Origin of the sequence: Bradyrhizobium yuanmingense (assembly GCF_029167105.1) — a bacterium.
Classification (GTDB): domain Bacteria; phylum Pseudomonadota; class Alphaproteobacteria; order Rhizobiales; family Xanthobacteraceae; genus Bradyrhizobium; species Bradyrhizobium yuanmingense_A.
In genome coordinates this window covers 1-13203 of the sequence record NZ_JARFML010000074.1, presented here as the reverse complement: position 1 = coordinate 13203, position 13203 = coordinate 1, and the positions used below count along the sequence as shown (strand labels likewise).

The 13203-nt window shown below is 59.1% G+C and carries 6 protein-coding genes and 7 pseudogenes; 5 read left to right on the top strand and 8 right to left on the bottom strand.

Annotated elements, in window-relative coordinates; translation table 11 throughout:
• A pseudogene (locus P0R31_RS39785) lies at positions 1-306 on the bottom strand (IS110 family transposase); the annotation flags it as partial.
• 282 nt (positions 307-588) lie between these two features.
• On the opposite strand from P0R31_RS39785, the gene P0R31_RS39780 reads away from it, so the two are divergent.
• Complete coding sequence (locus P0R31_RS39780; RefSeq protein ID WP_275520767.1) at positions 589-864, top strand: IS110 family transposase; 276 nt, start codon at positions 589-591, stop codon at positions 862-864.
• 236 nt (positions 865-1100) lie between these two features.
• Positions 1101-2107 (top strand): annotated as a pseudogene (locus tag P0R31_RS39775) (IS481 family transposase); the annotation flags it as partial.
• Between the two features lie 169 nt (positions 2108-2276).
• Here P0R31_RS39775 and P0R31_RS41245 read toward each other — a convergent pair.
• Complete coding sequence (locus P0R31_RS41245) at positions 2277-3020, bottom strand: hypothetical protein (protein WP_430516895.1); 744 nt, start codon at positions 3018-3020, stop codon at positions 2277-2279.
• A gap of 1041 nt (positions 3021-4061) precedes the next feature.
• Positions 4062-5009, bottom strand: coding sequence for an HpcH/HpaI aldolase/citrate lyase family protein (locus P0R31_RS39765; RefSeq protein WP_275520765.1), 948 nt, complete (start codon positions 5007-5009; stop codon positions 4062-4064).
• A gap of 356 nt (positions 5010-5365) precedes the next feature.
• On the opposite strand from P0R31_RS39765, the pseudogene P0R31_RS39760 reads away from it, so the two are divergent.
• Positions 5366-5659 (top strand): annotated as a pseudogene (locus P0R31_RS39760) (DDE-type integrase/transposase/recombinase); the annotation flags it as partial.
• 287 nt (positions 5660-5946) lie between these two features.
• Here the strand turns inward: P0R31_RS39760 and P0R31_RS39755 are convergent.
• Together P0R31_RS39755 and P0R31_RS39750 are read right to left on the bottom strand one after the other, a co-directional pair.
• Positions 5947-6968, bottom strand: a pseudogene (locus P0R31_RS39755) (IS110 family transposase).
• A gap of 263 nt (positions 6969-7231) precedes the next feature.
• A complete protein-coding gene (locus P0R31_RS39750) occupies positions 7232-7828 on the bottom strand; it encodes a transposase (RefSeq protein WP_275520763.1) in 597 nt (198 codons plus the stop codon).
• Between the two features lie 370 nt (positions 7829-8198).
• On the opposite strand from P0R31_RS39750, the pseudogene P0R31_RS39745 reads away from it, so the two are divergent.
• A pseudogene (locus tag P0R31_RS39745) lies at positions 8199-8495 on the top strand (integrase core domain-containing protein); the annotation flags it as partial.
• Positions 8496-9734: 1239 nt separating this feature from the next.
• Here the strand turns inward: P0R31_RS39745 and P0R31_RS39740 are convergent.
• Entirely contained in the window at positions 9735-10706 is a 972-nt protein-coding gene (locus tag P0R31_RS39740; RefSeq protein WP_275520762.1) for a class I SAM-dependent methyltransferase, read from the bottom strand.
• 592 nt (positions 10707-11298) lie between these two features.
• Positions 11299-11565 (bottom strand): annotated as a pseudogene (locus P0R31_RS39735) (transposase domain-containing protein); the annotation flags it as partial.
• 251 nt (positions 11566-11816) lie between these two features.
• On the opposite strand from P0R31_RS39735, the gene P0R31_RS39730 reads away from it, so the two are divergent.
• Positions 11817-12998: an IS110 family transposase gene (locus P0R31_RS39730; protein WP_275520770.1), complete on the top strand. Its 1182-nt coding sequence runs from the start codon at positions 11817-11819 to the stop codon at positions 12996-12998.
• A 4-nt stretch (positions 12999-13002) separates the two neighbouring features.
• Here P0R31_RS39730 and P0R31_RS39725 read toward each other — a convergent pair.
• A pseudogene (locus tag P0R31_RS39725) lies at positions 13003-13203 on the bottom strand (IS66 family transposase); the annotation flags it as partial.

The window sequence follows — 13203 nt, the reverse complement described above, 5'->3', positions numbered from 1 at the left end:
AACGAAGGCCTCAACGCCACGCGCTCGCAGCCACCGCGCCAGCCAAAAGCCATCGCGACCGGCCTCAAAGGCGACCGCTATGCGTGTGATCGCGTGCCCAACCTTTGCGGCCTCCTCGCGCCAGCGGTGTAGCAACCGGAGCAGCGCGTCTTCGTCGGCGCCAAGCTTCTTCAACGGATGACGATCCAATCCGGGGACGATTCCAGCGACGAACCAGCTAGAGAGGCTCATCTCGATGACCGCGATCAGCGTACTGTTCTGCTCCAGGACCGTGGAAGACCGGCCAAGATCGTTTGCATTTTGCATGGGGGGGCTCCATTGCTCATGACCAGCCTCAATACTCTCACGGCTTTGCTGGTCACCCCATAGTATCTTCCGCCGCATCCTGAATTGGCTCAGAGAACTTTTGTGCCTGCTATTGGCCCCACTCTGGCGCACGCTCATCTGTCCGGCTCAGCTAAATCAGGCTGCTTAACATGGCATAATCGCGGCTGACTTTTTCTTGCGAACACGACGATCGGTACGATCGGCGTCAGCAAATCGAAAAGGAGCCGCGCTATTAGGCAGTACGTTCGTCTGGACAGCTCTATGGAAGAAACCAGCATTTGCGTTTTGGACCAGGCTGGCGACGTGACATTCGAAGCTTGTGCGCCGACCAATCCGGAGGCGGTCGCTAAGCTCCTGCGGCGCCATGCCGGCAAGGCTGAGCGGATCGTTTTTGAAACGGGCTCACTATCCAATTGGCTTTGGCATCAGCTCAGGGCGCTGGGCTTTCCGGTGATTTGCTTTGATGCGCGTCACGCCAACGCGGCGTTATCTATGCGCATCAATAAGTCGGATCAGAACGATGCCAGGGGTGGCTGAAATGGCCCGCATGGGATGGTACCGGGAAGCTGCCGTGAAGGGGGCGGAGAGTTGGAGCCATTCGATGCTTGGCTCGAAGCAAGCTGGTCGATCTGCGGCGTGACCTCGACGGTAGAAGTTTCGACTTAATCTGACGGCAAGGTCTGACTGGCAGGGAAGGGAGCTGCGGGCGAGCAGGGGCGCTCACCCAAGGGGCGCTCCCGCGCAGCCCGCAGCGTCTCACAGGAGACGTTACCATGACCCTGGAACAGAAGGTCATTCGCGCGAAAGTCGGAATGCTGGAATTGGCCAAGCAGCTCGGCAATGTCAGCCAGGCTTGCCGGATGATGGGCTATAGCCGCACAGCTTCTACCGGTTCAAGGAACTGTACGACAAGGGCGGCGAGCTGGCGCTGATTGAGATCGGTAGCAAGAAACCAATCCTGAAGAACCGGGTCGTGTCGGAGGTCGAGGCGGCCGTCGTTGAGCTGGCGATCGACCAGCCGGCCTGGAGCCAGGTGCGAGTCAGCAATGAGCCCAGGAGCCGCGGCTTATCGATCTCCCCGCTCGGCGTGCGTGTGGCTGCGTCACGACCTCGCCAAAGTCAAGAAGCGGCTGACGGGCCAAGATGGCCCCGGACGGCCTGGTGCTGCCCAGCTCGTTGCGTTGGAAAAGGCCAAGTCCGAGAAGAAGGCACATGGCGACTTCGAGAGCGAGTGCCCCGGCTATTATGGTGCGCAGAACACCTTCTACGTCGGCAGCATGAAGGGGCGGGCGGGCGGATCTATCAGCAGACCTTCATTGACCCCTACAGTAAGGTGGCGTTCGCCAAGCTGTATGATCGCAAGATGCCGATCACGGCGGCCGAACCGTTGAATGATCGCGTGGTGCCGTTCGTCGATGCGCGGGGCATCCCGCTGAACCGGATCCTGACCGACCGCGGCGCCGAGTATTGCGGCAATCCGGAGCATCACGAATACGAGCTCTACCTCGCCGTCGAGGACATCGACCACACCCGCACCAAGACGAAGAGCCCACAAACTAGCGGCATTGTCGAGCGCTTCCACCGCACCGTGCTCGAGGAGTTCTATCGCGTCGCGTTCCGCAAGAAGATCTATCCGAGTATCACTGCGTTGCAGAGCGACCTCGATGAGTGGATCGCTCCTTACAATGAGGTGCGCCCGCATCAGGGGCGCTGGTGCTACGGCAAGACGCCGATGCAAACCTTGCTTGATGCAAGTGCTCTGTCGAGACAGAAATTGTTGCCGGCTGCTTGGGGTCGGACATCAAATCTTTGTCGGACACCTGCCGCGACAAAGCACCCACTATCAGCTCAAGTCCCTTCTTTTACACCTCGACAACCAGATGCACGGCTTGTCTAAGGGGTTGGAATAGTGCTCGGCAGGGCCGGTTCGACCAATCTGGCTCGGAAAGTCAACACCGTGCTCGCTGAATCGCCGGATTTGCAGGATATCTCCGCACAACTACTCCTAGCTCAGTTCTATTTAATCGAGCAAATTGAAAAATTTGATCGAGAACTCCTGGTGATGCGAAGGGAGTCCAAACTGTTCGGCGAACGATGACCGCTCCCGGTATCGGTCTCCTGACCGCTCTGGCCTTTGTTACCATCGACAACCCGCTCGCTTCAGACATTCCGCCGACGTCGGTGCTTATCTTGGCCTGACACCAAGACGTTATCAATCCGGCGAGGTCGACCGAACTGGCCGCATCTCCAAACGCGGCAATCATCAGGTTCGGACTTATCTGTTCGAAGCCGCGAACGTCCTGCTGACTGTCGTCAGGCGAGGTTCTGCCCTCAAGCGCTGGGGCAGCAAGCTGACCAAACGGATCGGCGCCAAAAAGGCGAAGGTTGCCGTTGCTCGCAGAATGGCTGTCATCCTCCACACCATCTGGACCGACGGCACTGAGTTCCAGGCAGAGATGCGCGCCGCATGAAGCTGCCTTAAACCGACCCAGATACGCCTTCGGCGGAACAAGCGTCCCTGCCGGGACGAGGGTGCTGGCAATCTCGACGTTGTCTCTGCGGGCGTTACGCACCGCGCTCTTCACATCCAGATGCACCACCTGTTGAACGCCATCATGCGGCGGCTGTAGAGACGACCGCGGAAAGAACCATGAACCCGGCAGTGGATCACTTTTGTCTACCGGGGTTGACATCCTGCCCGCGATTAAAGAACGGGCGACTAATGTGGCTTTCGCTGCGGGAGAGGCGTTTGGCGACGCCAGCGGCCTGCGAGTCTCATTCGGTGGCCCACTGGGGACATTGACGATCGGACTGAAGCGCATCGTCCAGGCCCTAAATAGCCTTAGGATCAGATCGCCGGCGGTCCCAGTCCCAGATGAAAGGCATTGATATGAATATCTGCGCTTCAGCTGATGACTTGCGCTCCGCAATGTAAGCAGCTCCTATGTCCGTTAACGGCAAGCATCGGTTGAATTGTAAAATCAAGTATCGCGAGTCGTCGCAGCCTCTGGAGGTCACGTCTCCTGATCTGGTCTGGAATCGAAGGATAGGATCCAGATGATAAGAAATCGAAGGCTCTGTGCCAGCGCGCCTGCTCCATTGGCTAGATGAGGAAGCCGTCAAGCGCCGACGCGTTAGATCTGTGCATGGTGACGGCCACGTCCAATCTATCGGGGGCGCTGAGATAAGCGATGGGAGTGGGTAGGGCGGACATGCCGAGCCGCCATGATCCTCGATCCGCGGCTGCCGCCCCTTAGCCGTCGAGCGCATCCACGTTCCTAGCAAATGTCTCCACGCAACACGGACGACAGTGCAACGATCAACTGCTGTTCGCGACGTTGAGTAAGACGCCACGCCAAAAGGAGGGTCTGTTTCTTTCCCAATCCGAGAGCGGTGCAAACAAGCGAGTTGGGCCTTACTGACACTCCGCCATCTCAGCATAGGGCACCTATGACCGGGCGATTGCCGATGCGCCCCGCCAAGCGTTGAACTCGCCCGACCAGCGTCAGCGTTGCTAAAACGCCGGTGGAGGATTTTGAGATCCCTACCAGCGGTCCCTGGAAGGGCCTCATTCGAGGGCCGGAGTGAACTCCTCGGCGACACAGCGGCGCGAGCGGGAGGTAACTGTGGTGCCAGACGCGCGGTGGTCCACTCTCATCTTGGGCCTGACGGCGGCTTCCTGCCCTTGCCATCAAATCGCCGGTCTAACCCGGTCGGCGGCCAGGCGAAGCTTCTCAAAGTGATGGCAGCTCGAGTTCTGGAACGTTGCCAACGTCAATTCCGACTTCCTGAGCTTTCTTAAGGATGTCCATTGCAGTCCGAACGCTCGCATAGTCCAGAAGCGCTGCCTTATGCCGAATCGCGCCCTCGCCGCGGGCAGTCGCTTGGGATAGGACGGACACGATGTCACGGGCTTCATCGATCTCCCCCTGCGATGGCGAGTAGACCTGATTGATAACGGGAATATGGCTAGGATGGATTGCTGATGCCCAAGACGCGCCCATGCGCTTTGATCTTTCACCAATTCGGCGCACTAAGTCGAGGTCATCCAATTTCGCTGTCATGGCGCCCTCGACGTGTATGATCCCAGCAGCACGAACTTGCACCACGGAATCTGCTCCAAAACAAATCCCCTCATCGGCCAAGTCATTAAACTGCAGGCCCAGGGAGCGAGCCATGTCTCCACCTGGCGTTGGCCCACCAGCACCACCGCCGCGCTTGACTCGCAGGGATGCCATACATAGTTGATAGAGCTTGTACTTGCCCACTGCGGATTCCGGGTACGGACAAATCTCGATTCGGCCGACCGGGAGCCCCCGCGACCTCTCCAAGTCCCCGAGCACTAGGTCTAGAGCGGCAATTTCTTCTGGATCTTCAGTCTTAGCTACCGCCACTCCGTCAAGGCCGGCGATTACAACCGCATTAAGGTCTTCCAGCAGATAGCCTGTTCGCCACCCATTGGCCCTCACGAAGCGCCCAAAGCGGCCGGTGGATAGCTCCTTGATAGCTGCAGCGACCGCCTTGCGAGCTCCAGCTTTTTGACCAATCTCGACCGAGTCTTCGAGATCGAACATCAAGGCATCCGCTCCATACCTGGGCGCCTTTAACATCCAGTCGAGTTTGTGCCCAGGGACGTAGAGCATCGAGCGGTACCAGCGAGCTTCTCGAAATGTCTGGCGCATGATTTCTTCCTTCGTTGGGAACGCAGAGATCTAACGGCGCACCGAGGTTGCATCGTGCTGGTTTGGGCCGACCCTTGTGGCTTGGCTGTTTCTTACATATCCGAATCGCCCGGGCACCTACCTTTCCTTATGGGCTGACATCAGCGACCAGGGTCGGCGCAAGCAGCTGTCGTAAGGTTGCCGACGCCGCCGCGCGATACGAACGGTCACTGGATCCTATCCTTCGTTTGTTGCCATCCCGCCAGCTGCGTCGCGCCATGTTGATGGGACTATCACGTATTCCGTACGTCCAGGCCGCGACTGCGCAGGATGCCTATGCTGGTTGTTGTTGTTCATGGGCTCGACGAATAGCGCGCCTCGACTTCGTCTCGGATCAACTGACCGACGGCTGCTTCCGCATCCTGACCGTGGTCGATGACTGCACCCGCGAGAGCCTGGCGCTGGTGCCCGACATCTCGCTCTCGGGCACCTGGGTGGCGCGGGAATTAGACCGGCTGGTGATGGAGCGCGGCAAGCCGACAATGGTGGTCAGCGACGACGGCAGCGAGCTGACCAGCAACGCCATCCTGACCTTGGCCGATCAGAGCCGCGTCGCATGGCATTACATCGCGCCGGGTAAGCCCATGCAGAACGCCTTCATTGAGAGCTTCATGTATAGACGTATATGGACCCCGCCCGATTTGCAACGACCGGCTTGATCAGGATCGACGGTCACAACTGCAGACGTATATCCGGTTTCCTGAGCGGCTGGACAACGTCTCCGCCGCGAGCCTAGATGGTTTTCGCCCGCTTCCACCTCAACGGCCCCGAGACATCGGCGTAAGCCGTGCCGGTCCGCACATCAGGTTTGGGAAGCGACGGGGTGACCGTTTCGCCATCTCCTGCCGTTTGTTGCAATTGCCGGGTGAGACCTCCTTTACTTGATTGCCGCTTCGCTTCAGGCCGCCTTCACCGACAGCGCCGGTTCATAAGCTGCGTCGCCTGTGAGCATAGCCCACACGATCCGCGCATTCTTGTTGGCAAGAGCCACGGCCGCGACATTGGGATGGCGCCGTTGCCGGATTTTGCCGAGCCAGAGGCTGCGCGGATCCTGCTTGCCAGCGGCCCGGCTTAAAGCGGCACGAGCTCCGTGAATCATCAGCGTCCGCAGGTATCGAGCGCCGCGTTTGCTGATGCCGAACAAGCGAGCCCGCCCTCCACTGCGCTTCGGCACCAGGCGAAGCCAAGCCGCGAACTGGCGGCCGTTCTTGAAACAGCTTCTATCGCCCACGGCGGCGATCAAGGCTGTTGCCGTCACAGGTTCGACGCCTTCGATTTTGCCGAGCCGCTGGCAATGCTCATTCGTACGGATTTTCGTTACCCGCCGGCATAGGCTGCAATGCGGGTATCAAGCTCGGACAACTCGACCTGCAATTCCCTCATGAGCGCTCGAAGCATCTCGCTGACGCGGTCATTGATGGTCCCTACGATGACAGCGAGGCCGCGCCGCAGCTGCGCGATGTCACGGGCAATGACAATGCCATGCTCGGATAGAAGACCGCGAATCTGGTTGACAAGCCTGACCCGGTTAGCAACTAGGCGTCGGCGAATGCGGTGGACAGCCTGTACCGCCAGCTGATCGGTTGATTTCGGTGGCACAAAGCGCATGGACGGACGGCCGACCGCTTCGCAGATGGCTTCCGCATCGTTCTGGTCGTTCTTGTTTGACGTGGCGTATGGCGTCACGAACTGAGGGCTGATCAGTCGGACCTGATGGCCAAGCGCCGTGAGCACGCGAGCCCAATAGTGTGCCCCGTTGGAAGCCTCCATGCCGACCAGGCAGGCCGGTAAATTGGCGAAAAAGCCGGCCACCGCATCGCGACGCAACCTCTTTCGCACAACGACTTTCGCGTGGTTGTCCGCGCTGTTAACTTCGAAGACATACTTCGCCAGATCTAGACCTATCCGAACGACCTGCATGATATCCTTCTTCACTGCAGTTGACGCTCGAGATTCCACCGCACCGAGGGCGGGATCCATACCATTGGCCCCGCGGATGCAAGGGATCTCAGCAGCCCTTTGGATACCGGTCGGATGCGTTCATGTATACGGCCTGTTTGTGCGACCGATGCCATGGCCGCTGGCCCTGATGGAGATCGCGGATCAAGGCGTCATCAACGGGGCGGGCTTGTTGCGCTTAAAGCTCTTCGGGCTTTCTCGATCCCCAGCTCCGCTGGTGTTCATCATGCTGTCATGGCAACGGCGATGGCGACGATCATCGGCCGACGCCGTTCAAGCAGGGCTTCGATCCAGCCGCCTCCAGCCCGGGATCGGGCCTTTGGATACAGAACGACATTGCGTCCCCGGATGACACGCAAGTGCCTGAGATTGGAATCGTCCTGTTTCGTAATCCGGCCGAGCCGATCCTTCCCGCCGGTGGAATTCTGCTTGAGCGTCAGGCCGGGCCGCGAACTCCCGGCCGGAGCGGAACATGGTCGCGTCCGGTAGGTCACGGCGAGAGCCGTGGCCATAATGGGATCGATCCCCGGAATCGATGACAGCAACTTCGCCATCGGATTTACTCGCTGGATCTCAGCCAGTTCGGGCTCGATGGCCTCGACCTGCCGGTGCAATTCCTTCAGTTGGCTCACAAGGACGGCCAGTGCGATGCGAGCGTGGGCCGGTAGCGTCAGTTCCTCGTCATCCAACAAGTACAGCAGACTATCCACCCGTTGCCGGCCTTGCCCGACAATGATACCGAACTCAGCAAAGTGAGCCCGAATGGCGCAAGCTGTCATGGTTCGTTGGCGGACCAACAAGCCTCTTGCACGATGAAGCATCAGGAGCCCTGGTTCTCGACGCTCTTGATTGGAACGAACCGCATATTGGGACGGGCGACCGCTTCGCAGATCGCGGCCGCGTCAGCGGCGTCATTCTTGGCTCCTCTTCGTACGTAGGGTTTAACATAGGCTGGCGGGATCAATCTCACATCGTGTCCAAACTGCCGAATCTCCCGGGCCCAGTGGTGAGCAGTCGCACAGGCCTCAATGCCGACCAGGCAAGGTGCGAGCGAGGACATGGATGTGAAATACGTGCTTCGAAATGTCCAACCCAATTGTCGCGACTTCCATTGTGAATTGCTCCTGTTAGCGGGTTGGTCCATCGCCAGTATATCGCCGGCGCTGAGCGAGCGAGGCCGTCTTCCCCATGAATGGCCGGCTCCGAGACGAATTGTTGAACGAGACGCTGTTCACTTCGCTGACCCAGGCCGAACTGGGACATTGGGCGGCCAACTACAACTATACGCGACCCTACTGGCAACTCGGATGGAAAACGCCATCGGAGTTCGCCTTCACCTGCAACCCGCGACGGGATGTGGCGCTTCGCTATGCCGATGGCTCCGCACCAGCTCCCGTCCCTATCACCGCCCATCCGGGTAAATCAACCAGCCCGAGCAAACTCAGGACTGGAAACTTGCGGGTAAGGTCAGCGAGAAGCTCATTTTGAGTGGAACTGGTGATTACCCATGCACCCTTGCGTCCTCAACTCATCTGATTTGGTAGTTGTCCGATCTAGTCAGTGACTTAGTTCAACCCAGAGATCAATACGAACTGGTACCTTTGGTCGTGTAGCCGCAGAGGCGACGACCTCACGCATAAAAGCGTCGCGTTCTCTAGTGCGGCGAAGAGTTTCGTCCTTGCAAGCGCCACGTTGCCTTCAGCAGAAACTCTCGGCGGCACTAAAGTGTCTGAGAAGTTCACGGGTTTTACCCAATTATGAGATCTATGATATGACATGAAAAGGCAAGTACCCAGTGGAAAAATTGAAGAGATCCACGGTTCCTGTACGAGGTGTGCTCCGGCGCCGCCGCCTGTGCTGCCGAGAGGACGTGATCCGATATGTTGAGCGCCACGACAGGATTGGAGCCCGGGAACAGGCAAAGCGATGTGCTGGTCTTTGCGTGCCTATCTCCGTTACCTCCACCATCGCGGGTTGAACTCGCACCGATTGGCGGATTGCGTTACATGGCGTCGACTGCTCCGTGATCGCGCTGTGGTTCGGTCATGTATCGGCCGAGACGGCGCGGACGTACCAGCACGCCCACCTCGCTTCATTCATGCCCTGGAGGTCGCCGCACCTTCGGATCGCGATCCGATCGACTGAAAACTCGTGACCAATCTGCTATCGACGATCTCGCAGCCGCCGGCGAAAAGCTCGACTGGTACGCGTTGCGCTGGAAAGTCGAGGTGTTCAACAAGGTCATGAAATCTGGTTGCCCCCTGACGCGAGATTGCAGACTACCGAGCGGCCGCGCAAGCTGCTCGCTCTCATCGCTGTCGACAGCTGGCGGATCTTTTGGACCGGGCGAGGTCGGCCGGATGCGAGGCCTGAGACCGTCCTTACCACTCCCGAGATAGAAACACTTGACCGCATCGATGCGGCGCGTTCCAGACCGAGCATCCTTCGGGGTACAAGTGGTGAGACGTGGTGGGTTACGCCTTCGGCCAACCCATCCTACACACCGGTGTTGGATCAATCGTCGTGCGCAGCTCGCGCTGGATCACTTCGGTGGCGAGCCGCAAATACGCTTCACTGCCGACGCATTGAGATCGTAGACCATCACGTCCTTATATCCGCGACGGGGGCATGGTGGGTGCCGACCTTTACGGCCCGGCTTGTAGTGTCGTTCGGGCAGCTGTACCTTCATTGTGCGTGATCGTGCTAGGGGCGCGTTTGCGCCCAGAATCAGCGGCGCCCGAGAGTAAACACCATATGCGAGAGCCGGGCGAAGGGTGTGCGTGCAAACTCGAAGGCGGCGAAGCTCGCCCGCAATATTGGATGCAGGGGATGATACCACATCGGTCGTTGCGCCGAGATTTCGATGAGGCCCAATCGGCGCATGACCCCAAGCACTGACCCGCTCCAGTATGATGGGGCTCTTATATATGAGAACGATACGACGCTAAGACCACTCTGCTCCGCCAATTCCGTAAAGCTCTGGCGGTTGAACAGCACGAAATGGCGCGGCGTGTGATAGCCCACCCACGAATAGTGCCGGAACAGACGCGCATCAAGCGCGTCGAAGTTTGGCGTCATGATCAACGCGCGGCCGTGATCCGCGAGGAGCCCTTCGATTCGGCGTAACACGAGCGCGGGATCGCGTACATGCTCGATCAGGCCCAGCCCTAGGACTAGATCAAAGCGTCGATCGGCCTCGAACTCCTCGATACGGCCGAGATGATAAGCATGCCCATGTGCGGCCGCCTGAGCTTGCGCGCTTTCATCCAGATCGATACATTGCGTAAAGCTCACCCGCGCTGAACAGCACTTGACCTGATCGAGCATCCAACCGCTGCCGCCGCCTATATCTAGGACGCTAAGCCGATCGCCTGGGATGGAGGCCAGGAGTTTCACAAGGCGTCGGTGAGCCGATCGCTGACGCGGTACGACGTCCCCTTTTTTAGGCGCATAAGAATAATAAGTCTTCGGATAGATCTCTCCGAGGCGATCCCAGAGCATCGGGACAATGAATAGGACGTCGCACCGCTGGCATTTGTAGAAAGAGTAGGTGCGATCGGACGTATGATACTCGATGTCTTGGGCATCCGCGTACCAGCTTGTCTCGGTGCAGCCTTTGATTGGGCATCTCGGTAACGAGCTGTCCTCCGTTACCAGTGCTCCCGATCGATCGTTGTCGATCTTATCCTTCCCATTCATGACACGCCTCTAGCTTAAACTGCTGGTGCATCCGAAAAATGTGGCGGGTTTTCTCAAGATCGGATGACCATGCTCCCTCGTGGTGCTTGTAACTGACCTGAGCCCGGTCATCTCCTCCAAGAACTGGTAGAGTGCGAGCGAGTCCGAACTTTGGATCACCCAGAACTAGAGTTTTGCGTCCCTGTCACGTTGACGGGCTGGTTGCGCCGACGTGGTTTTGCAGAAAATCCGCGGTCGATTGCCGATCGCCCCATGAGGCCGTTCTTCGTTACAATATTTGCGCCATGCGGCCATAGCCAATTTGCCAATGACGCGTCCGGTGGCAATATCGACGACGGCCAACAGAGATGTGGTGCCAATGCAGCGAGTTCATACGCGCGATCTAGTACCCGGAATCAGAGCTGAGTGATACGGCGACCTTTGAAACGGCGTTGACGGATCTTTTTCTTGGTTCAGACGAAGGGTTCGGCTCTGTCGTTGTATGCGTTGACGTAGGCATCGATGTATTCCTGAAGCGTACGCATACGACGAGGACCGCCTGATTGACGCATGCGCGCGGGTACAGTTAGTTCTATGATCGGCGGGGTGAAGGTCAGGCGGCTTGCTGATCGGTGGGATTGGCTTGGCGCAGGAGCTTCCATTCCCAGGGCAGCAGTTCGTGCAGCCGCGACGTAGGAAGATCGGCGATCCGGGCGAGGACGTCGGCGAGCCAGGCCTTGGGATCGACGTCGTTGAGGCGACAGGTCGTGATCATCGTCAGCATGATGGCGGCCCGATCGGCACCGCGCTGGCTGCCAGCGAAGGTCCAGTTGCGCCGCCCCAAGGCGATGCCTCTCAACGCGCGTTCAGCGCAATTGTTAAAGGGCATGATGTTTTCAGCGCTCAAACCCGGTGGAGAGGACCGGTCGTCCGGATTAGTCTGTCCAAGCCGGGATAGGGGCGCTGGAGCACGAAACGGTGGCAGGCCGCCATGACCATGAGCTGTGAGCTCGCTTTGTTACTTGGCCGCCCCTACGACTTGCCCGGCTGCGCTGCGAGCCCGGATCCGTAGATGTCGTGCAAGCCACTGGCTCCTGAGACAAAGGAGAACCAAGCATGCAAATCGTCGGCATGGACATCCACCGATCCTTCGCCCAGGTGGCGATCTTGGAGGACGGAACAATAATCCGACAGCTCCGCGTTGATCTCGTCCACGATCGGCTTGTCGCCTTTGCCAAGACACTCAGCCTCGAGGATGAGGTGGTCATCGAGGTAACGGGCAACAGCGCGGCGGTCGAACGTATTCTGCGCCCGCACGTTAAGCGCGTCGCGGTCGCCAATCCGAGGCTCGTTCGGGCGATCGCCTATGCGCGAGTCAAAACGGACAAGGTCGATGCTGGGACCCTGGCAAAGTTGCATGCTGCTGGCTTCTTGCCGGAGGTCTGGGTTGCTGACGAGGACACCTACAGCCGCCGCCGCCAGATGGCCGAGCGCGCTGGCGTCTTGGCGCAGATCATCCGGATCAAAGGACGCATGAAGGCTATCCTGCATGCCAACCTCATCCCGCCCTACAAAGGCTATCTCTTCGGCAAGCGCGGACAGCATTGGTTGGACAGTCTGCCTCTTCCATCGGAGGAGCGTGCGATGCTCCAGCGTCTTATCACGGAACTCGAACGCGTGACGAAGCAACTGTGGGAAATCGACAAAGTCGTGGCCCAGCAGGCTCTGGACGATCCACGGGCTCTCAAGCTGATGACGATCCCCGGCGTGAGTTCGGTCGTCGCATCGAGTGTACTGGCCTCCATCGGCGACATCGCACGCTTCCAGTCACCGCATAAGCTCAGCAGCTACTTCGGCTTGACCCCTCGAGTTCGGCAATCGGGAGAGCATCCGGCGCGGCATGGTCGTATCTCGAAACAGGGCAATCGTGACGCCCGCAAGATGCTGGTTGAAGCGGCTTGGTCCGCCAAGACGGCGCCGGGGCCGCTGCGGGCCTTCTTCAACCGCATGCAGAAGAAGCATGGGCCTGGAGTCGCGGCCGTCGCCACGGCACGTAAGCTCGCAGTGATGATCTGGCACGTCCTGACGACCGGGAAAGATTATGCTTACGCACGACCGGCGTTCACAGCGATGAAACTCCGGAAGGTGGCACTCAAGGCTGGAGCGCCTCGTGCCTACGGCAAGGCTGGCCCGGGTCGGGACTACTGGATCAAGGAACTGCGTGACCGGGAAGCTGGCTATGTCGCACGCGTCGAGCAGGCGTACGAGCGGATGGTGGCGGCCTGGAAGGAGAAGCCAAAAAAGTGGCATTGAACTGACGACAGGGCTTCTCAACACCATCCGTGGTCAAGCAGACCCTGCCGTCGTCGAGGAAGCGGGCGAAGTCGTCCTAGCGCCTGAGCATGTAGTTCATGGGCTTCAGGACCTCGGAGGAGCTCGACAGGGTCTCCCGCTCGCGGAGCAGCCAGTCGTGCATGTCGTCGAGAAGCGGCTTGCTCTGTTCCTGGCGCACGGCGCG